At 60.3% G+C, this 18,745-nt stretch carries 21 protein-coding genes; 11 read left to right on the top strand and 10 right to left on the bottom strand.

Annotation, left to right across the window (positions count from 1 at the left end; all coding sequences use genetic code 11):
• Positions 1-21: 21 nt before the first annotated feature.
• Positions 22-654 (top strand): response regulator transcription factor, encoded by a 633-nt coding sequence (locus tag HBO09_RS12530; protein ID WP_032858436.1) that lies wholly within the window; start codon positions 22-24, stop codon positions 652-654.
• Positions 655-715: 61 nt separating this feature from the next.
• Here HBO09_RS12530 and HBO09_RS12525 read toward each other — a convergent pair whose 3' ends face one another.
• From HBO09_RS12525 to metG, 8 genes are all read right to left on the bottom strand, one after another.
• The gene (locus tag HBO09_RS12525) at positions 716-898 is read right to left on the bottom strand and encodes a hypothetical protein (protein ID WP_169993893.1); all 183 of its coding nucleotides are present in this window, start codon (positions 896-898) and stop codon (positions 716-718) included.
• Positions 899-1,005: 107 nt separating this feature from the next.
• Positions 1,006-1,644, bottom strand: a complete 639-nt coding sequence (gene nth, locus HBO09_RS12520) for an endonuclease III (RefSeq protein WP_169993888.1) — start codon at positions 1,642-1,644, stop codon at positions 1,006-1,008.
• A gap of 16 nt (positions 1,645-1,660) precedes the next feature.
• Positions 1,661-2,161 (bottom strand): Rnf-Nqr domain containing protein, encoded by a 501-nt coding sequence (locus HBO09_RS12515; RefSeq protein WP_169993885.1) that lies wholly within the window; start codon positions 2,159-2,161, stop codon positions 1,661-1,663.
• Positions 2,154-2,759 carry an RnfABCDGE type electron transport complex subunit G gene (locus HBO09_RS12510; protein ID WP_169993882.1) on the bottom strand — a complete coding sequence of 202 codons (606 nt, stop codon included), beginning with the start codon at positions 2,757-2,759 and terminating at the stop codon, positions 2,154-2,156. The genes HBO09_RS12515 and HBO09_RS12510 overlap by 8 nt, the downstream gene beginning before the upstream one ends.
• Complete coding sequence (locus HBO09_RS12505) at positions 2,756-3,721, bottom strand: RnfABCDGE type electron transport complex subunit D (protein WP_169993867.1); 966 nt, start codon at positions 3,719-3,721, stop codon at positions 2,756-2,758. The genes HBO09_RS12510 and HBO09_RS12505 overlap by 4 nt, the downstream gene beginning before the upstream one ends.
• On the bottom strand, positions 3,708-4,916 hold the full coding sequence (gene rsxB / locus HBO09_RS12500; protein WP_169993856.1) for an electron transport complex subunit RsxB: 1,209 nt from the start codon (positions 4,914-4,916) through the stop codon (positions 3,708-3,710). Before rsxB ends, HBO09_RS12505 begins: the two co-directional genes overlap by 14 nt.
• Positions 4,913-5,464, bottom strand: a complete 552-nt coding sequence (locus HBO09_RS12495; RefSeq protein ID WP_169993854.1) for an Rnf-Nqr domain containing protein — start codon at positions 5,462-5,464, stop codon at positions 4,913-4,915. Before HBO09_RS12495 ends, rsxB begins: the two co-directional genes overlap by 4 nt.
• A gap of 106 nt (positions 5,465-5,570) precedes the next feature.
• A complete protein-coding gene (metG, locus tag HBO09_RS12490) occupies positions 5,571-7,622 on the bottom strand; it encodes a methionine--tRNA ligase (protein WP_169993851.1) in 2,052 nt (683 codons plus the stop codon).
• Between the two features lie 171 nt (positions 7,623-7,793).
• Between metG and apbC the strand changes: the two genes are divergently transcribed.
• Positions 7,794-8,888 carry an iron-sulfur cluster carrier protein ApbC gene (gene apbC, locus HBO09_RS12485; protein WP_169993849.1) on the top strand — a complete coding sequence of 365 codons (1,095 nt, stop codon included), beginning with the start codon at positions 7,794-7,796 and terminating at the stop codon, positions 8,886-8,888.
• Positions 8,889-9,387: 499 nt separating this feature from the next.
• On the opposite strand, the gene fdxA is transcribed toward apbC, so the two are convergent.
• Together fdxA and mutS are read right to left on the bottom strand one after the other, a co-directional pair.
• Positions 9,388-9,711 carry a ferredoxin FdxA gene (gene fdxA, locus HBO09_RS12480; RefSeq protein ID WP_169993847.1) on the bottom strand — a complete coding sequence of 108 codons (324 nt, stop codon included), beginning with the start codon at positions 9,709-9,711 and terminating at the stop codon, positions 9,388-9,390.
• Positions 9,712-9,853: 142 nt separating this feature from the next.
• On the bottom strand, positions 9,854-12,445 hold the full coding sequence (mutS, locus tag HBO09_RS12475) for a DNA mismatch repair protein MutS (protein ID WP_169993845.1): 2,592 nt from the start codon (positions 12,443-12,445) through the stop codon (positions 9,854-9,856).
• A 198-nt stretch (positions 12,446-12,643) separates the two neighbouring features.
• Between mutS and HBO09_RS12470 the strand changes: the two genes are divergently transcribed.
• The 9 genes from HBO09_RS12470 (at position 12,644) to HBO09_RS12430 (ending at position 18,740) form a co-directional block, all read left to right on the top strand.
• On the top strand, positions 12,644-13,372 hold the full coding sequence (locus HBO09_RS12470) for an XRE family transcriptional regulator (RefSeq protein ID WP_071610020.1): 729 nt from the start codon (positions 12,644-12,646) through the stop codon (positions 13,370-13,372).
• Positions 13,373-13,973: 601 nt separating this feature from the next.
• Positions 13,974-14,306 carry a phage holin family protein gene (locus tag HBO09_RS12465; protein ID WP_032858418.1) on the top strand — a complete coding sequence of 111 codons (333 nt, stop codon included), beginning with the start codon at positions 13,974-13,976 and terminating at the stop codon, positions 14,304-14,306.
• 21 nt (positions 14,307-14,327) lie between these two features.
• On the top strand, positions 14,328-14,840 hold the full coding sequence (locus HBO09_RS12460; RefSeq protein ID WP_169993843.1) for a hypothetical protein: 513 nt from the start codon (positions 14,328-14,330) through the stop codon (positions 14,838-14,840).
• 3 nt (positions 14,841-14,843) lie between these two features.
• Positions 14,844-15,455: a phage baseplate assembly protein V gene (locus tag HBO09_RS12455; protein ID WP_169993841.1), complete on the top strand. Its 612-nt coding sequence runs from the start codon at positions 14,844-14,846 to the stop codon at positions 15,453-15,455.
• A gap of 9 nt (positions 15,456-15,464) precedes the next feature.
• Entirely contained in the window at positions 15,465-15,797 is a 333-nt protein-coding gene (locus HBO09_RS12450; RefSeq protein WP_029295280.1) for a phage baseplate protein, read from the top strand.
• Positions 15,794-16,789: a baseplate J/gp47 family protein gene (locus HBO09_RS12445; RefSeq protein WP_169993839.1), complete on the top strand. Its 996-nt coding sequence runs from the start codon at positions 15,794-15,796 to the stop codon at positions 16,787-16,789. Before HBO09_RS12450 ends, HBO09_RS12445 begins: the two co-directional genes overlap by 4 nt.
• Positions 16,786-17,424, top strand: coding sequence for a phage tail protein I (locus tag HBO09_RS12440; RefSeq protein WP_169993837.1), 639 nt, complete (start codon positions 16,786-16,788; stop codon positions 17,422-17,424). Before HBO09_RS12445 ends, HBO09_RS12440 begins: the two co-directional genes overlap by 4 nt.
• Positions 17,421-17,954 (top strand): phage tail protein, encoded by a 534-nt coding sequence (locus HBO09_RS12435; RefSeq protein ID WP_169993835.1) that lies wholly within the window; start codon positions 17,421-17,423, stop codon positions 17,952-17,954. Before HBO09_RS12440 ends, HBO09_RS12435 begins: the two co-directional genes overlap by 4 nt.
• A gap of 33 nt (positions 17,955-17,987) precedes the next feature.
• A complete protein-coding gene (locus tag HBO09_RS12430; protein ID WP_169993833.1) occupies positions 17,988-18,740 on the top strand; it encodes a hypothetical protein in 753 nt (250 codons plus the stop codon).
• The last annotated feature ends 5 nt before the right edge of the window (positions 18,741-18,745 follow it).

The following is an 18,745-nucleotide window of genomic DNA, read 5'->3' as shown; positions in this document are numbered from 1 at the left end:
ACAGCGAAATTGGACTTGCCCATGAATAAAGTGCTGATCGTGGATGATCATCCCGTCATTCGTCTTGCTGTACGCATGCTAATGGAGCGTCATGGTTATGAGGTCGTTGCAGAGACCGATAACGGAGTCGACGCGTTGCAACTAGCGCGGGAGCATATGCCGGATATTGTCATCCTGGATATTGGAATTCCCAAACTTGACGGTTTGGAAGTTATTTGTCGCCTGTCTTCCACAAAGCAGGCACAACCGTTCAAGGTACTGGTGCTGACGTCACAGGCGCCAGGCCACTTTTCCATGCGCTGCATGCAGGCAGGCGCAGCGGGCTATGTGTGCAAGCAGCAGGACCTCACCGAGTTGCTGAGCGCGATCAAGGCGGTGCTGTCTGGCTACAGCTACTTCCCCAACCAGGCACTCAACTCGGTACGCTCCACACAGGGCAACACCAGCGAAGCCGATATGGTCGAGCGGCTGTCAGGCCGGGAGATGATGGTGTTGCAGCAATTGGCCCAGGGAAAGACCAACAAGGAGATCGCTGATGGCATGTTCCTCAGCAACAAGACTGTGAGCACGTACAAGACGCGCTTGCTGCTCAAGCTCAATGCAAGGTCCCTGGTGGACCTGATCGAGCTCGCTCAGCGCAACGGCCTGGTTTAAGACGCAGGGAGCAACAGGCAGGAAAAGCCTCCATGGCGGAGGCTTCTGTGTGATCGTTTGGCTAGAGATCGAAATCGTAATCGGCCAACTGTTTTTGCAGGCGTCGCTCTTCCAGAAGGTTGTCGATGGTGCGGCGTTTGCTCAAATTGGTCTTGGCAACTTCTACAGGTGCCTCGGCTGCCTCGTCAGGGTCCGTGGCCACGAAGTCATCTTCTACATCCAGTTGTTCTTTGCCAGTGCTCATAAGGTTAACTCCAGGCTAAGACTGCCGTTGGCGCTCCTTATATCGACAATCGTGCACCGGGTAAAAAAGATTTTTTCAATCGACTGATCAATAAAACCAATGATTGCTCAATCGTCCGATGTCTTTTCCTTGTATTCACACAAATCTTCGATGCGACAGCTGCCGCAGCGCGGCTTGCGGGCCTGGCACACATAACGACCGTGCAGGATCAACCAGTGGTGTGAGTCGAGCAGGTAAGGCTTGGGCACAAACTTCATCAGTTGTTTCTCCACCTCCACCACATTCTTGCCCGGAGCGATTCCGGTGCGGTTGCTGACGCGAAAAATGTGGGTGTCCACCGCCATGGTCAGTTGCCGAAACGCAGTATTGAGCACCACATTGGCCGTCTTGCGGCCCACGCCAGGCAGTGCCTCCAATGCTTCGCGGGTCTGTGGCACTTCACCGCTATGCAACTCGACCAGCAGGCGACAGGTTTCAATGACGTTTTTCGCCTTGCTGTTGTAAAGGCCAATGGTCTTGATGTATTGCGACAACCCTTCAACCCCCAGGGCGTGGATCGCGGCCGGAGTATTGGCTATGGGAAACAGCTTGGCCGTGGCCTTGTTTACGCCCACGTCCGTCGATTGCGCTGACAGGATCACGGCAATCAACAACTCGAACGGCGACGAGTAGGCCAGCTCGGTCTTGGGCTCCGGGTTGTCCTCGTGAAACCGGCGAAAGATCTCCAGGCGTTTTGCGGCATTCATGGGGCGAGCGGTTCCTTCATTGTGGTTTGCGGCGTTGGGTCCAGGCCTGCCACCCGGCAAGCAACAACCCGAGCAGGATAAACCCTGTGGGGGCGAGGGGGGCGATGCCACTGCCGAGTAAATAGCGCAATAGGGCGATTGCAAGCAGCAACCCGGCGAATACGGCGAACAGCTGCAGCCGCGCCCTACGCCGGTCGGTGGCGAACAAACCAGCATGCTCAAGCAGTACGCATTGCATACCGATCAGCGCCAGGTATGCCCCCAGGGGCGTAGACGAGCCATAGGCCAGAGCCTGCGCCACCAGATATGCGCAACTGGCCCAGGTGGTGGCCAGCAACACATTGGCAGTCAGCCGCCAGTGGTCACTGAGGCGATTGCGCACCCAGCCGCAGCTCCAGCCATGGAGCGTCAAGACCAGTACCCATAGAGCCCAAAAGGCAGCGGCGTGCGCCAGCGTAGCGCTGACACTCAGCAGCGCAGGCAACAGCAGGCTGCCGAGGGCGAACGGCTTAGTCATGGGCGGTGGTCTCCAGCAGTGCCTGACGATGCTCGTCAAAGTAACGCAAGGCATCATGGATCGCGTTGATCACTGCGCGGGAAGTGATGGTCGCGCCGGCCATCTGGTCGAACTGACCGCTGTCTTTCTTTAGCGCCCAAGCCTGTGGGTTTTCCCGCGACAGACCCTTGAATGAGGCCAGCCACGCATTGCCAGGCTCGCCAATATGCCCGCCCAGGCTCGGCGTTTCCGCGTGCGCCAGGGTCTTTACCCCGAGCAGCTTGGCGTTGTGGTCGATGGCAATCAGCAACTCTATGCGCCCACCATATCCATCGACCTGTGAGCGCAGCACAACCGCATTGGGTTTGCCGGCCAAGGTCGCGAGGTAACCACCCTGCAGTTGACTGTTGTCCAGCATTGGCGAGGTGATGCCCAGTGGGCGCTCCAGCGGTTGATTGTCATAACTGCCAACGGGCAGCACATCCAGCAGCGCCCGACTCTGCATCTCTCGCTGCTGCGCAGCAATCGACTTGGCGGTCAGCTGTTGCAGGCCGATCGTCAGGCTCACCGCGCCGGTGGCTATCAGCAGCACGATCACTGCTTGAGACGTGCGCTTCATGCATTCACCGCCTGCGGCCGCGTCCAGCGCTCCAGTGCCGGCACCGCCAGGTTCATCATCAGCACCGCAAACGCCACGCCATCCGGGTAGCTGCCCCAGGTGCGGATCAGATAGGTCAGCAATCCAACGCCCACACCAAACAGCAGGCGCGCCCGTGCACTTTTCGCCCCCGACACTGGCTCGGTGATGATAAAGAACGCCCCGAGCATGGTGGCCCCGGTCAACAGATGAAACAGCGGCGCGCCGTGGGAGTCGGACCCGGAGCCGTTCCAGCACAGCAAGCTGATAACAAACAGGCTGGCGAGCATGCCCACCGGTGCATGCCAACTGAAGACCCGCTGCTGCAGCAAAAAAAGGCCGCCGGCGAGAAACGCCAGGTTCACCCACTCGCTGCCTTTACCGGCGATCTGGCCGAAAGCTGGGTGGCGGGCGAATAGCTCATCGATGGTCAGGCTGTTATTGATGCGCAAAGCGTCCAGCGCCGTAGCCCTGGCCCAGGCATCGGCGGTCTCGCCGTGCAGGCCCAATACCTGTTGCAGGCCTGCCAGCAGATCCAGCCCGTGGGACGCCGGCCAATGGGTCATGGGTTGGGGAAAGGCCAGCAGCATCAGCGCATAACCGAGCATGGCCGGGTTGAAGGGGTTCTGCTTGCCGCCATACAGGTGTTTGCCCAACAGCAATCCACTGCTGACCGCGCCCAGGCATAACCACCACGGGCAATAAGGCGGCAGCGCCAGGGCCAGTAGCACCGCGCTGACCAGGCCGCTCAGGTCGCTGGAGCCCTGGCCCCGCAAGCGGCGTACTCCGGCTTCCACAACCCAGGCACAGGTGCCGGCCAGCAATAGATTGATCAACACGCCCCAGCCATACAGCCAGAACAGCACCAGCAAGCCAGGCGTTGCCGCCATTAACAGGCGCTGCATGGCCTGTTGCTGGCGCTCGACAACGTCAGGCGCCGACATGTTCATCCACCAAGCGCTGGGCGTCATCCAGGCGCTGCCTGGCGTTCATCAAGTCGGTTGTACTACTGGTGGGTTGGCGTTCGAGTTTGCTCAGGTCGGCGCGGGCATAGGCCAGCGCCGTTTTCAATTGGCGAAGCTGGCTGTCGATCGGCCGCTTCTCGACACGTTGCAGGTCAGGCCGGGGCTGCTCGGAGCTTTCTTCGGCTGTATGCAAGGCTTGTTCAGCGGCGGCCAGGGCTGCGCCCAGCGCGGCCAACTGTTCGGCGTCGGCCAGGGTGTCCTGGGCTTTTTTTAGCTCGGCGCGGCGCATGGCCAGCTGGATTTTTGCACGCTTGAGCTCGGGATCTTTATTGGCCTGGGGCATCGCCACAGTTGGGGCGTTTGCTTCGAGCGAGGTCAATGCCCGTTCGGCGGCTTCAAATTGCTGTTGCAGGATGATCAACTGCGACTGCTGCTCAAAGGTTGGCGGATGGCCAAAGGCTTTCAGGGATTTGTGCAGTTGTGCCCGGCTCATCGCCAGGTTGATCTTGGCTTTTTTTAGCGCCGCGTCGATGTCTGCGGTTTTTTGCGCGCGCACGCGTTCTATGGCGGCCTGTAACGGGTTGCTGCTGGCCTCTGCGCTGGGTGCCGGGCGTGTGCTGCGGGCCAGGCGTTCGGTTAGTTTGTGCTCTTCCTCACGCTGCAGCCGCGCATTGCGCTGCTCGAAGCGACGTCGGGCGCGATCACGCTTGGTCGCCCGCGCCTGGCGCTCCTCGGCCGTGCTGGCATAGCCCGCGACAATCGGCAGTACCGTGGCCAGGGGCAGTGGCAGCATGTCGATGCAATCCACCGGGCAAGGCGCGACACACAAGTCGCAGCCGGTGCATTCATCCACGATAACGGTGTGCATCAGCTTGGCCGCGCCGACAATCGCGTCCACCGGGCAGGCCTGGATGCACTTGGTGCAGCCGATGCACTCGGCCTCGCGGATGAAGGCGATCTGCGCGGGGGCTTCGCCACGGGTGCTGTCCAGCGCCAGGGGGAGCAGGTTCAACAGCTGCGCCAGCTCGGCGATGGTCTCGCTGCCACCCGGCGGGCACTTGTTGATGGCCTCGCCCTGGGCGATACCCTCGGCGTAGGGTCTGCAACCCGGGTGCCCGCATTTGCCGCATTGGGTCTGGGGCAGCAGAGCGTCGATACGTTGAATCAGGCTCATGGTTTGATCATTGCGTTTAAGCCCAGGAACGCCACGGCCATCAGTCCGGCGCTGAGCAGGTCCACGGGCAGGCCTTTGAAGGGCCGGGGGATATCGTTTTCGTCGATTCGCTGGCGCAAGTCGTCGAACAGGCTGAGGATCAGCCAGAATGCCGGGCCGATGCCCAGGCTATAGATCAGCTCGCTGGCGTTGCCCGGGCCCAGGAGGGCCACACTGAGCACGCCGGTGCTAGCCAGCAGCGGCACCCATAACCCATCGAAGGGCAGTGCGGGCACGCGGCGGGAAAGCACATTCAGCAACGGCTGGCTCACTAGGATCGTCACGGGCACATAGGCAAACAGCCATAACGCGCCCAGCGCCAAGGGTTGTAATACAAAGTTATCAAGCAGCCAGGCCGATAGGCCGCTGAATGCGAGCAACAGCGCGGTCGCCAACCCAAGGGCATGCACCCGCCGCCGCTCCAGCTGCGGATCACCGGGCAGCGAAAGACGCAGCATGTAGTGGCTGATCAGGGCGGCGCTGAGAAGGGCGACAAGCAGTTCGGTCATGGTCGAGCCGGTTAAGCAAACAGGGCCTGATTATCCGGCAAGCAGGAAGAGGGTACTAGCGCAAACCGCCCTGTCGCGGCCAATCACCGCGACAGGGCACTTCGGGTTACTTGATGCGCTGGCCAGGCTTGGCGCCGCTGTCCGGGCTGAGCAGGTAGATTTCCTCGCCGCCGGGACCGGCTGCCATCACCATGCCTTCGGAAATGCCGAATTTCATTTTCCGTGGCTTGAGGTTGGCGATCATCATGGTCAGGCGACCATCGAGCTTGGACGGGTCCGGGTAGGCACTCTTGATCCCGGAGAACACGTTGCGTTGCTCGTCACCGATATCCAGGGTCAGACGCAACAGCTTGTCGGCGCCTTCCACGGCTTCGGCCTTGATGATCAGCGCGACCCGCAGGTCCACCGCGGCGAACGTGTCGAAATCGATTTCGGGCGACAGCGGATCCTTGGCCAGCTCGCCATTGCCCGCCGGGGCGGCTTCGCCGGTGTCGGTTTGGCTGGCGGTCAGGTCTTCCTTGGATGCGTCTGTCATGGCCTGCACCTTGACTGGGTCGATACGGGTCATCAGCGGCTTGAACTCATTGAGCTGATGGTTGTTGAGCAGGCTGGTGTGGTCATTCCAGGTCAACGGTGCAACGTTGAGGAACGCCTCGGCGTCAGCGGCCAGCAACGGCAGCACCGGCTTGAGGAAGATCACCAACTGGCGGAACAGATTGATGCCGGTGGCGCAGATGGCCTGGACTTCATCCTGCTTGCCTTCCTGCTTGTTCAATGACCATGGCGCCTTGTCGGCGATCCATGCGTTGGCACGGTCGGCCAGGCCCATGATCTCGCGCATGGCGCGGGCAAAGTCACGGGCTTCATAGGCATCTGCGATGCTTGGCGCGGCCGCCAGGAAGGCGTCGGTCAGTTCCGGCGCGGCGTTGACCGGCACCATCACGCCAGCATTGCCCTTGTGGATAAAACCGGCGCAACGGCTGGCGATGTTGACCACCTTGCCCACCAGGTCCGAATTGACCTTCTGCACGAAGTCTTCGAGGTTCAGGTCCAGGTCGTCGACGCCACGGCCCAGCTTGGACGCGTAGTAGTAGCGCAGGTATTCCGGCGACAGGTGGTCCAGGTAAGTGCGCGCCTTGATAAAGGTGCCACGGGACTTGGACATCTTCTGGCCATTGACCGTCAAGTAACCGTGCACGGCGATGCCGGTTGGCTTGCGGTAGCCCGAACCTTCGAGCATCGCCGGCCAGAACAGGGCGTGGAAGTTGACGATGTCCTTGCCGATGAAATGGTACAGCTCGGCGGTGGAGTCCTTGCCCCAGAACGCGTCGAAGTCCAACTCAGGCGTACGGTCGCAGAGATTCTTGAAGCTGGCCATGTAGCCGATCGGCGCATCCAGCCATACATAGAAGTACTTGCCCGGCTCATCGGGGATCTCGAAGCCGAAGTACGGCGCATCGCGGGAGATATCCCACTGTTGCAGGCCGGCATCCAGCCATTCGGCGATCTTGTTCGCCACGGCGTCCTGCAGGGTGCCGCTGCGGGTCCAGGTCTGCAGCATTTCCTGGAAATCCGGGAGCTTGAAGAAGAAGTGCTGGGAATCCTTGAGCACCGGGGTGGCGCCCGAGATCGCCGACTTCGGATCCTTCAGGTCGGTCGGCGCGTAGGTGGCGCCGCATTTTTCGCAGTTGTCGCCGTACTGGTCTTCAGTGCCGCACTTGGGGCAGGTGCCCTTGATGAAGCGGTCGGCCAGGAACATTTTCTTTTCCGGGTCGAAATACTGGGTGATCGAGCGGGTGGCGATGTGCCCAGCGTCACGCAGCTTCAGGTAGATCTGGCTCGACAGCTCGCGGTTTTCTTCGGCATGGGTCGAGTGGAAGTTGTCGAAATCCACCAGGAACTCGGCAAAGTCGGCGCTATGTTCAGCCTGGACGTTGGCGATCAGTTGTTCCGGGGTGATGCCTTCCTTTTCGGCGCGCAACATGATGGCCGAACCGTGGGCGTCGTCCGCGCAGACATAAATGCATTGATTGCCGCGATGCTTCTGGAAGCGCACCCACATATCGGTCTGGATGTACTCAAGCATATGGCCAAGATGGATGGAACCATTGGCATAGGGCAGGGCGCTGGTGACGAGGATCTTGCGTGGCTCGGACATGGGGCTCGGCTACTTGATGAAACGGAGGTCGGCCACTATAAAGCGCCGGGAAATTTATTTCACCCCGTGAGGCCGTTTCAGCGTTTTCCAATCTCGCGAAAGCATGCCCCTCAAGCGCCGGAACGGTTAGGATAGCCGCCTGTTTTAGTCTGTCTTTTCCGGGAGTAGCCCATGAGCGCCGTCAATCGCGCAGCGGTGGAAGCCGTTCTTCGCCAGTACACCGATCCCTATCTGAACCAGGACCCGGTCAGCGCCGGCTGTGTCCGGGCCATTGATGTGCAGGGCGATCAGGTCACGGTCCAGCTTGAACTGGGCTACGCCGCAGGTTTGTTCAAGAGTGGCTGGGCACAGATGCTGCAAATGGCCATTGAAGGCCTGGACGGTGTGCGTTCGGCCAAGGTCGACATCCAGTGCGTGATCGCCGCGCACAAGGCCCAGGCGCAGATTCCTGGCCTGGCCAACGTCAAGAACGTGGTGGCCGTGGCGTCCGGCAAGGGCGGCGTGGGCAAGTCGACCACGGCGGCCAACCTGGCCCTGGCCCTGGCCCGTGAAGGGGCCAGGGTGGGGATTCTCGACGCCGATATCTACGGCCCCAGCCAAGGCGTGATGTTTGGCATTGCCGAAGGTTCACGGCCCAAGATCAAGGACCAGAAGTGGTTCGTGCCAATCCAGGCCCATGGCGTGGAAGTCATGTCGATGGCGTTCCTTACGGATGACAATACGCCGATGGTCTGGCGTGGGCCGATGGTCTCCGGTGCCTTGATGCAGTTGGTGATGCAGACCGATTGGGGCAACCTCGACTACCTGGTGATCGATATGCCGCCAGGCACCGGTGATATCCAACTGACCCTGGCGCAAAAGGTGCCGGTGGCGGGTGCCGTGATCGTGACCACCCCCCAGGACCTGGCGCTGCTCGACGCGCGTAAAGGCGTGGAGATGTTCCGCAAGGTCAATATCCCGGTGCTGGGTGTGGTGGAAAACATGGCGGTGCACATCTGCTCCAACTGCGGTCATGCCGAGCATCTGTTCGGTGAAGGCGGCGGGGAAAAGCTCGCCACCCAATATGGCGTTGAGCTGCTGGCATCGCTGCCGCTGTCGATGGGCATTCGTGAACAGGCCGATGGTGGCAAACCGACGGTGATCGCCGAGCCCGATGGGCAGATCACCATGGTCTACCAGGAACTGGCCCGTCACGTGGGTGCGCGGATTGTCTTGCAGGAAGCCGGTTCCCAGGCAATGCCGACCATCACTGTCAGCGACGACTGATCGACCTGAAGGCAGAAAAGCCTCGACCTTGTCGGGGCTTTTTAATGTCTGGCGTAAACCTTTTGGGAGGCTGAGTACGCATTTCCCTAATCGGCCATGTAAGCATTCGCTTACTTTTTCGTAAGTGTTTGGTTTTTTAACCGCGCCGAGACGTCTCGAATTACTTGGATGTATTTCTATATCATTGAAAAATAACGATTATTTATTCTTGGTCGCGAGCGATTGGGTGTTGTGCTTGGGAACGGATCCCGTTGAACTTGTTCGGGAAGTCTCTAATATCAGCCCTGTGTCCACGGATTGACACAGTCATCAAGGAACGATGACTCAGGGAACCTCGCAGGATGCGATTCATCAGGACGATGAAAAGGAACACAGGGACTAGGGAAAAAATGTGGGCGGGTCAAACCGCCCCTTTTTTTTGCCTGCAGAAAAGTAAATCACCGGCTCCCAGAAACGCAAAAAGGCCCGCAAGGGGCCTTTTAGAGGGGGCGCGACGCGATTAGCGTATGAGGTCTTTGATCTTGCCTTTTACGCCATCCCACTCGGTTGCGTCGGGCAGCGAGTCTTTCTTCTCGGTGATGTTTGGCCAGATTTCCGCCAGCTCAACGTTCAACTGAATAAATTCCTGCATCTCAGCCGGGACTTCATCCTCGGAAAAAATCGCAACGGCCGGGCATTCTGGCTCACACAGGGCGCAGTCGATGCACTCATCCGGGTGGATTACCAAAAAGTTCGGGCCTTCGTAAAAGCAGTCCACCGGACACACTTCTACGCAGTCGGTGTACTTGCACTTGATGCAGTTGTCGGTGACGACGAAGGTCATTTCTAATTCTCTCCTCAGGCGGCGGCAGCGAAACCCCTTGTGGCAGGGCTCGCGAGGTTCGGGAGCGATAGTCTGCAGGCCAGGCTAAAAGCCCGCAGCATCCCAAACCGCGCGAGAGTCTACCAGCTTGCAAGCGTCTGCGTTATATCCGAGTCTTCAGTGCATATAACATTTCGAGCGCTTTTCGTGGTGTCAAGTCATCCAGGTCAAGCTTTGCCAACTCATCCAGTACCGGGTGAGGCAGGCTGGCGAACATATCGCTCTGGTGCGGTGCCGCAGGTTTGCTGGCGGCCTTGGCTGGGCTGGCAACCACGGTTTCATGGGGCAGGGCCGTGGTTTCCAGGCGGCTGAGATGCTCGCGGGCACGCAGGATCACGTCGTTCGGCACACCGGCCAGTTGTGCCACGGCCAGGCCGTAACTCTGGCTGGCCGGCCCAGGCAGCACATGGTGCAGGAACACGATGCGCTCGTTGTGCTCGGTGGCATTGAGATGCACGTTTGCCACCAGCGGCTCGCTTTCCGGCAGCACGGTCAGTTCGAAGTAGTGGGTAGCGAACAGCGTATAGGCCCGCAGATGCGCCAGGCGCTCGGCGGCAGCCCAGGCCAGGGACAGGCCGTCGAAAGTACTGGTGCCGCGCCCCACTTCATCCATCAGCACCAGGCTGCGGTCAGTGGCGTTGTGCAGGATATTGGCGGTCTCGCTCATTTCCACCATAAAGGTCGAACGGCCACCGGCCAGGTCATCGCTGGAGCCTATCCGGGTGAAGATGCGGTCCACCAGTGACAACTCGCAACTGGCCGCCGGCACGAAGCTGCCGATATGGGCCAGCAACACGATCAATGCGGTCTGGCGCATGTAGGTGGATTTACCGCCCATGTTCGGACCGGTGATCACCAGCATGCGCGTATCGTCATCCAGCGACAGGTCATTGGCCACGAACGGTGTGGTCAGAACTTGCTCCACCACCGGATGGCGACCCTGGACAATGCGCATGCACGGCTCGCTGACAAAGCGCGGGCAGTTCAGGTCAAGGTTCAGGGCGCGTTCGGCCAGGTTGCTCAACACATCCAGCTCGGCCAGAGCCGCGGCGGTGTCCTGCAACGGTGCCAGCTTGCCGATCAGGTCTTCGAGCAGGGCCTCGTAGAGCATCTTTTCTCGGGCCAGGGCGCGGCTCTTGGCCGACAGTGCCTTGTCTTCGAATTCTTTCAGCTCGGGTGTAATAAAGCGCTCGGCACCTTTGAGCGTCTGGCGGCGCTGGTAATCGATCGGTGCCTGTTCGGCCTGCTTGCTCGGCAACTCGATAAAGTAGCCGTGCACGCGGTTGTAGCCGACCTTCAGGTTGGCCAGGCCGGTACGGGCTTTTTCGCGGGCTTCCAGGTCGATCAGGAACTGCCCGGCGTTCTCGCTCAAGGCTTGCAGCTCGTCCAGCTCGCTGTCGTAGCCGGTCTTGAGCACGCCGCCGTCGCGGATGATCGCCGGCGGGTTGTCGATAATGGCTTTTTTCAGCAGCGCAGCCAGTTCCGGGTAGGTGCCGGCGGTGACGGCAAGTTGCTGCAGGTGCGGCGCTTCCAGTTCGGTCATCGCCTGTTGCAGCTCGGGCAGTACGCCCAGTGCGTCACGCAGGCGCGCCAAGTCTCGCGGGCGGGCATTGCGCAGGCCGATTCGCGCGAGAATCCGCTCGATATCGCCGATTTCCTTGAGCTGCGGCTGCAGCTTTTCAAAGCGGTAGCCGTCCAACAGGCAGGTAATAGACGACTGGCGTGCCTGCAGCACGGTCAAGTCGCGCAGCGGGCGATTCAGCCAACGGGTCAGCAAGCGGCTGCCCATGGCGGTCTGGCAACGGTCCACCACCGATTGCAGGGTATTGTCGCGCCCACCGGCCAGGTTGGTGTCCAGCTCCAGATTGCGTCGACTGGCCCCATCGAGCACCACCGTATCGTCCAGGCGCTCATGGCGCAGGCTGCGCAAATGGGGCAGGGCGGTGCGCTGGGTTTCCTTGGCGTAGTTGAGCAGGCAACCGGCGGCGCCGATGGCCAGGGTCAGGCTCTCGCAACCAAACCCCTTCAGATCTTGTACGGAAAATTGCTGGCACAGACTTTTCAGCGCCGAATCGCGCTCAAAGTCCCACGGCGCACGACGCTTGGCCCCACGGCGTTTTTCCGCCGGCAGGTCCTTGGGCCAGTCATCCGGGATCATCAATTCCACCGGATTGATGCGCTCCAGTTCCGCCAGCAGGTTTTCCCAGCCCTTGATTTCCAGGACCGTGAAATTGCCACTGGTGATATCCAGCACCGCCAGGCCGAACAGCCGCTCATCCCCCAGCACCGCCGCGATCAGGTTGTCACGCCGCTCATCCAGCAGCGCCTCATCACTCACCGTCCCCGGGGTAATGATGCGCACCACCTGACGTTCCACGGGGCCCTTGCTGGTAGCCGGGTCGCCGATCTGCTCACAGATCACCACCGACTCGCCGAGCTTGACCAGCTTGGCCAGATAACCTTCCAGCGAGTGATAAGGAATCCCACACATCGGAATCGCCTGCCCAGCCGACTGCCCGCGCGCGGTCAGGGTGATGTCCAGCAACTTGGCGGCCTTCTTCGCGTCTTCATAGAAGATCTCGTAGAAGTCGCCCATGCGATAGAACATCAACTGATCAGGGTGCTGGTTTTTCAGGCGCCAGTACTGCTGCATCATTGGGGTGTGGGAGGACAGATCGGACGTGTTTTTACTCATTGGATAGTAGGCAAATTCGTTGAAAGTGATGGGGCAAAGGGGGCGCTTGGCCCAGCATTTTTTGCGATGGCGGCAAGGTTAACATGCGAGGTCAGTGCTTCGCAGTTCACAAACGGCTAGGTACAACCACAGACCCCATGCACAAAATATGCAAATTAGCATTTGCCAACCCGAAAAACTCCCGTCACTATCCCGATTATGCAAAAACGCAACGTTTCAATCGTCTTAAGAGAGCTGCTCGATCGCGACGGGATCTCCCCCACGGAGCTTCACCGGCGTACCGGCGTGCCTCAATCCACTCTGTCCCGGATTCTCAGCGGCAAGATCGTTGATCCGTCGGACAAGCACATCTCGCGTATCGCCGATTATTTTCGGGTCAGCACCGACCAGTTGCGCGGGCGCGCCGGGTCGGCGTGGCAGGAAGAGCGCGACCCGATGCATTCGGAGCTCAAGGATATAAGCCTGTGGGACGACGACACGCCCGTTAATGATGACGAGGTGTCGATCCCCTTTTTGCGCGAGGTTGAATTGGCTGCTGGATCAGGAAGATTCGTCATCGAGGAAAGCGAGAAGGCCAGTCTGCGTTTTGGTAAGCGCAGCCTGCGACATAACGGTGTGCAGTTCGACCAAGCCAAGTGTGTGACAGTACGTGGCAACAGCATGTTGCCGGTGTTGCGCGATGGGGCGACGGTGGGGGTAAATGCTGGCAAGAGCGGGATCGGCGATATCGTGGATGGTGACTTGTATGCCATCAACCACAACGGTCAACTGCGGGTCAAACAACTATATCGCCTGCCTTCGGGGATCCGCCTGCGCAGTTTCAATCGCGATGAGCATCCGGATGAGGACTACAGCTTCCAGGATATCCAGGAGGAGCAGATCAGCATTCTCGGCCACGTTTTCTGGTGGGGCATGTACGCCCGCTAAACCTTATCTGTAAGAAACAGCCCGCCTGAGAGCGGGCTTTTTTTCGCCTGTGGAAAACCTCCAAGTGCCCGCTGCCCAAGGGATTAATGCGTTTGTGCATTTCAACTGCAAAATTAAATGCATTTATGCATTGACTGTATATGCATACATGCATATTCTCCATCTCAAGCCAGCCAACAAGGCCTGGTGGAGGCGGCAAGGATGCTGCCAAGGAAGACAAGGAAGGCACGCAACACTGGCATGGACGCCATCGAGTGATGGCAAGGACGCCAGGCAACACCGGCAAGGATGCCGACGCTCTTTAGTTTCACGGTTTTACAACAGGCAGCGATGAACCGGCCTTGACGGTTCAGAGGGTTGGCAACTGACCCGGGTGTGCAGCGTAAAGCACCAGAAGCAGTTATCCGGCAGACAGGGATCGTGGTCGGAAAAACATCGAGGAAAGATCCGTACCGCGCCAGTAGCGCCGAAAGATCGCACGGACCGCATTACTGAAAAGCCCGGGCCTCCGGGCTTTTTGGAATGCCTACCGATACACCCAACCACTTATTTATCAAAGCACCGGCCACCTGCCGGTTTTACGCATTCCAGGAGGCGTGACATGACAAACGAGCAGCAAGCGTTGGCAGAAATGCCTATCTGGCTGGTGATTATTCTGGCCCTGATCGGCGGCGTGTCCGGGGAGATGTGGCGCGCCGACAAGGAGGGCGCCCGCGGTTGGTCGCTGGTCCGTCGCCTGGCCCTGCGTTCCGGGGCATGCATGGTGTGCGGGGTTTCCGCGTTGATGTTGCTGTACGCCGCCGGCATGTCGATCTGGACGGCCGGCGCTCTGGGGTGCTTGACCGCCATGGCCGGCGCCGATGTTGCCATCGGCCTGTATGAGCGCTGGGCCGCCAAGCGCATCGGGGTCAACCAGCCTCCGGATTCAAAGTGATTGTTGCAAGGAAGCCACACCATGACCCTTATTGAAAAACCTTCACAACTGCCGATAGCCATCGGCCAGGCGTTGCGTGCGACGTTCCCCGAGCTACGGGTGGGCAGCCCGCCGGGCGTTCTGGCGGCGGATCAAACCGGAGTGGCGATCACGGTCGAGCGTAATGGCCCGGGCGTACGCTCCCTTGAAGGGCGCAAGGCCCATGTGTTGTCGATTTCACTCAAGGTTATGGCCGCCCAGGGCGCACAGCCCTTTGAGGCCTGCGACCTGGCGAGCCAGTTAATGGACCTGGTGCTGGATAACCGTTGGCAGTTGCCGGCGGCCCAGTGCGATGTGCCCGTGAATATCGTCGCGCTGCCGTCGACCCTGGCGGGGGCCGACATCAACTACGACAGTTGGACCGTGTCCTTCAACCAAACCCTGTACCTCGGCCCGCCGCTGCTCGACGACCCCATCGGCAAGCCGCTGTTTGCCTGCACCTGGGAAGTGTCGAATATCGACGATCCCGATCAATACCGGCCATTGCAGGAGTAGCCCATGTTCGATGCTCTGTTACGGCTGCAACTGGCACCCATCGTCGAGCGCCTGGCGCAGATGGAAACCCAGCTTGAAGACCTCTATCGGCGGGCCGAGAGTTTTTGCCGGATCGGCGTGTGCCAGGAGGTCGACGCGTCCAGCAATACCTGCAAGGTCAGCCATGGTGAATTGCTGACCCCGGCGATTCGCTTTTTCAACCCCAGCGCCGGGGCGCAGACGGAAACGCGGATTCCCACGGTGGGTGAGCAATGCCTGCTGCTCAACTACGGCGGCGGCGAGGGCGGCGGGCAGTCGGTGGCGTTGTTTGGCCTCAACAGTGATCGCTTCCCGCCGCTGTCCCGTGTGGCCAGCCTGACGAGCCGGCGTTATCAGGACGGTACGCAAAGCGCCTACGACGCCGCAGGTCACGTCCTGGATTGGAACAACGGCCCCACGGCATTCAGCGGCTCTCGCGAGCAAGTGGAAATGAGTTTGGGCGCCGCCCGTTTGGTCATGACCGCCGCAACCATCAGTGTGCACGTCGGAGCCGTCGGCATGCTGCTGGATGCGTCCGGCGTTCACTTGAGTGGCCCGGTGGTGGATCACCAGGGCCGAGTTATCAGCACGGCATAAGGATTTGCCATGATCGGAATTGAGAGAAACACCGGGGCCGTGGTGGACGACTGGCCGCAATTCGTCCAGCGCGCCACCCGGGCCCTGACCACACCTTTGGGCACACGCCAGAAACGCCCGCTGTACGGTTCGCTGATCCCGCAACTACTGGGGCAGAACCTAGGCGACGATCTGTTGATCCTCGCCCAAAGCCACGCCGCCCAAGCCTTTTACAACCCGCAGAACGGCATCGGCGATTTTGTGCCGCAAGTCATCGTCGCCAATCGCCAGGGCGCTGGCCTGTTGCTGCGGTTTGCCGGCACCTGGAAAAACCGCAAGCAATCCTTCGAGGTGGTGACATGAGCATGTTGATCCCCGGGCAGAACCAATTGGCGCCGCCTGACCTGATCGCTGTCGATGAGTTCGAGCCGCTGCTGGCGCAGTTCAAGGCGTTTGTCGTCGACTACGTGGCCGCTCGCGCCCCGCAAAGCGCGGCCAAGCTCAGGGTCAGCCTGGACAACGAAAGTGAGTTGCTGACCCTCGCCCTGGAAGCGTTTTGTGTGCGCTTGCAAACCCATGAGCGCAAGTACAACGCCCGCATCCAGCAGATGCTGGCGTGGTGGGCCACCGGCAGCAACCTGGATGCTCGCCTGGCCGATATGGGCCTGGAGCGCCAGGTGCTCGACCCGGGCGACCCGGCGGCGTTCCCGCCTGTGCCGCCGACCCTGGAAAGCGATGACGATGCCCGGCTGCGTTACTACCTGGCACCCCACGCGCCGGCTGCCGGTTCGCGCATGCAGTATCGGCGCGAGGTGTTTACCCTCGGCGAACGGCCTGCGGTGAAAGTCCACAGTACCGCTGCGGGTGTGGTCACGGTCAGCTATACCTTCGACCCGGATGGCTATGCCGCCCAGGTCAAGGACGGCAACGCCCGGCGCACCGCGCCAGGGGAAGTGATGGTCACCGTGCTGTCCCGTGCCGGCAATGGCACGCCTTCGGCAGATTTGCTTGAAGGGGTGCGGCGCCATTTCGCCCGGCCCGATGTGCGCCCGGAAACCGATTGGGTCACGGTGCAGGGCGCGCAGATCGTGCCTTACAAAATCCGCGTGATAGCCAAGATCAACGCCGGCCCGGACTCGGGGCTGACGCAAGTGGCGGCCCAGCAGTTGTTGCAGACCTATGCCGAGTCCTGTCACTGCCTGGAAGGGCGCGTGGACCCGAGCTGGATCGACTACACCATCCACACCGCGGGGGCGGCGCAACTGGAGATCCTTGAACCGCTGGCGCCGATTATCACCACGGCGTTCCAGGCCCCGTATTGCACGGGTGTCGAGGTGGAGGTGCGCAGCTTATGAGTGAGCAATCTCCCAGCTTGTTGCCCGCCAACAGCTCACCGCTGGAGAAGGCGCTGGACCTGGGCTTTGGCCGCCTGCTCGAACGGGTCGTGCCGCCATTTCCAGCGCTGATGAACCCACTGCAAACACCAGCGCCGTTCCTGCCATACCTGGCCGCCGACCGTGGCGTCAGCGAATGGAATGCCGATGCTAGCGAAACCGAAAAGCGCCTGACGGTGGCGCTGTCCTGGCAGATCCAGCGCCAGGCCGGCACGCCCAAGGCGTTGAGCCACGCGGTCGAATCCCTGGGGTTTACCCCCAACATCCTGGCCTGGTACCAACAGCGTCCGCTGGCCCAGCCGTACACCTTCGACGTGCAAGCGATCATCGGCCGCAGTTGGTCCAGTGGCGACCACAACCGCTTGATCCGCCGCATCAACGCCGCCAAGAGTGAGCGCGACCTGGCCACCATCACCCTGGTGCATGAAGTGCTCGGTGGGCTGCCGATCACCGGCGTCGCCCACCGGGCGCTGAACGACGGCGAGTTGTCGCTGTGCGGCGCGCTGCCGGAACTTGTATTGAGTTCAAGGCTTAACAGTGCGGGCGTCGCCCAGCACTACACCATTAACGACTACGACCTCAGGGCGCAGCCATGACCGATGACATTACGCGCCTGGTGCGCTTCACCTCCAAGGGATTGGATGAAGTGCTGCAGGCAAAGAACCAAGGCTTGAAAGGCGAAATCACCCACATCGCCGCCGGCACCGGCCGCTACAACCCCACCGGCAACGAAACCGCCCTGCGCAACGAGCGCCAGCGCGTGGCGATTGTGGATTACGAAGACCTGGGCCAGCGCCAACTGCGCATGGCCGCGCTGTTTGATGGCGATGGCGAGTATGAGATTGGCGAGTTTGGGTTTTATCTCGCCAGTGGCACGTTATTGGCTGTGTATTCGGTGGCGGGGAAGTTGCTGACGTATAAGGCGGCAGCGGCACGGGTGCTGCAGAAGTTTACGTTGGATATTTCGCCGTTGCCGGCCGATAGCGTCACCGTGGTGGTGGGGTCGGAAAACCTCAACATCCTGATGGTGGATGAGTTGGCGTCGCTCTCGACGGCCAGCATCGACAACATGACGCGAGGGGTCGGAGTTCTATTTCGATTGATGGCGCTTGAAGCGAAGGCTTAACACAAGATCAATGCACTACAAGGAGTTTAAACATTGAGTACTGAACAGCAATTGGCTGCGGTTGTCAGCGCGGCAAATAATCTGACGGGTGTAGTGACGGGCAAGATCGGAGAGATTGATCGGGCCCTTGAAGTGGCGCAACAAACCTACCGCGAACAGCTCGCCAGCTTGAATCAGCGCTTGCCCAGGCTGGCGATTACGAAAAACTTCACCATGGTCCCGGACGCCAATGGCAACTTGGTTGATGGCTGGGATATTCATCAACAGATCACCACCACTAAACTACGCTCGATTACCGCCACCTCGCAGAGTGCAGGTCGCCCTCAGGCCGATGTCGACTTTATGCGACAAGTACAAGCCGACGTGCGAGAGAAGTTTCCGGACTTCGATATCCAAGCTTCCGACTTCTGGCGAAATGCTGTCCACGTCTGGCAGATGAAATGGTCGGAAAACGTCGCAAGCCCGTGGCTTGCGTTTCCTCACTCCGTCGACGCTGGGCGACTGGGTGGTGGCGGAACCCTGCTTTTGAACTCGACGCTGACGATGGGGGCCTTTGTCCGTGTAGTTGAGGGCGAGATCAAGGGCGCTTGGGCGACCGGCGCCGAGGCAGGCAAATGGCGTTGGTGTTCGTTAGTGATCCAGCCGACCGGTGTGTTTGGTCAGTACATGATTATGCACCCGGCGCGTGTCTCAGTCGGTGGGACAGTCGAGGTCATGCTTGCTGGCGCCTGTACGGGTGTCGTGACGAATCCGGCCGACTGGTCTTGCATGCTGGCTTTGGGTTAAGGAGA

The organism is Pseudomonas sp. WS 5027, from assembly GCF_012985695.1.
In the GTDB taxonomy this organism is placed as follows: Bacteria; Pseudomonadota; Gammaproteobacteria; order Pseudomonadales; family Pseudomonadaceae; genus Aquipseudomonas; species Aquipseudomonas hygromyciniae.
Note: the sequence above shows the minus strand (reverse complement) of the source record. Positions and strands in the feature narration are given on the sequence as shown.

Bases quoted from the DNA above. Each gene is read 5' to 3' on its own strand.
- HBO09_RS12460 (WP_169993843.1), top strand. From the start codon at position 14,328: ATGACCCTTATTGAAAAACCTTCACAACTGCCGATAGCCATCGGCCAG.
- HBO09_RS12435 (WP_169993835.1), top strand. From the start codon at position 17,421: ATGACCGATGACATTACGCGCCTGGTGCGCTTCACCTCCAAGGGATTG.
- apbC (WP_169993849.1), top strand. From the start codon at position 7,794: ATGAGCGCCGTCAATCGCGCAGCGGTGGAAGCCGTTCTTCGCCAGTAC.
- HBO09_RS12530 (WP_032858436.1), top strand. From the start codon at position 22: ATGAATAAAGTGCTGATCGTGGATGATCATCCCGTCATTCGTCTTGCT.
- mutS (WP_169993845.1), bottom strand. From the start codon at position 12,445: ATGAGTAAAAACACGTCCGATCTGTCCTCCCACACCCCAATGATGCAG.
- HBO09_RS12505 (WP_169993867.1), bottom strand. From the start codon at position 3,721: ATGTCGGCGCCTGACGTTGTCGAGCGCCAGCAACAGGCCATGCAGCGC.
- HBO09_RS12525 (WP_169993893.1), bottom strand. From the start codon at position 898: ATGAGCACTGGCAAAGAACAACTGGATGTAGAAGATGACTTCGTGGCC.
- nth (WP_169993888.1), bottom strand. From the start codon at position 1,644: ATGAATGCCGCAAAACGCCTGGAGATCTTTCGCCGGTTTCACGAGGAC.
- HBO09_RS12445 (WP_169993839.1), top strand. From the start codon at position 15,794: ATGAGCATGTTGATCCCCGGGCAGAACCAATTGGCGCCGCCTGACCTG.
- HBO09_RS12510 (WP_169993882.1), bottom strand. From the start codon at position 2,759: ATGAAGCGCACGTCTCAAGCAGTGATCGTGCTGCTGATAGCCACCGGC.
- HBO09_RS12450 (WP_029295280.1), top strand. From the start codon at position 15,465: ATGATCGGAATTGAGAGAAACACCGGGGCCGTGGTGGACGACTGGCCG.
- HBO09_RS12515 (WP_169993885.1), bottom strand. From the start codon at position 2,161: ATGACTAAGCCGTTCGCCCTCGGCAGCCTGCTGTTGCCTGCGCTGCTG.
- HBO09_RS12455 (WP_169993841.1), top strand. From the start codon at position 14,844: ATGTTCGATGCTCTGTTACGGCTGCAACTGGCACCCATCGTCGAGCGC.
- HBO09_RS12495 (WP_169993854.1), bottom strand. From the start codon at position 5,464: ATGACCGAACTGCTTGTCGCCCTTCTCAGCGCCGCCCTGATCAGCCAC.
- fdxA (WP_169993847.1), bottom strand. From the start codon at position 9,711: ATGACCTTCGTCGTCACCGACAACTGCATCAAGTGCAAGTACACCGAC.
- HBO09_RS12440 (WP_169993837.1), top strand. From the start codon at position 16,786: ATGAGTGAGCAATCTCCCAGCTTGTTGCCCGCCAACAGCTCACCGCTG.
- HBO09_RS12470 (WP_071610020.1), top strand. From the start codon at position 12,644: ATGCAAAAACGCAACGTTTCAATCGTCTTAAGAGAGCTGCTCGATCGC.
- metG (WP_169993851.1), bottom strand. From the start codon at position 7,622: ATGTCCGAGCCACGCAAGATCCTCGTCACCAGCGCCCTGCCCTATGCC.
- rsxB (WP_169993856.1), bottom strand. From the start codon at position 4,916: ATGAGCCTGATTCAACGTATCGACGCTCTGCTGCCCCAGACCCAATGC.
- HBO09_RS12465 (WP_032858418.1), top strand. From the start codon at position 13,974: ATGACAAACGAGCAGCAAGCGTTGGCAGAAATGCCTATCTGGCTGGTG.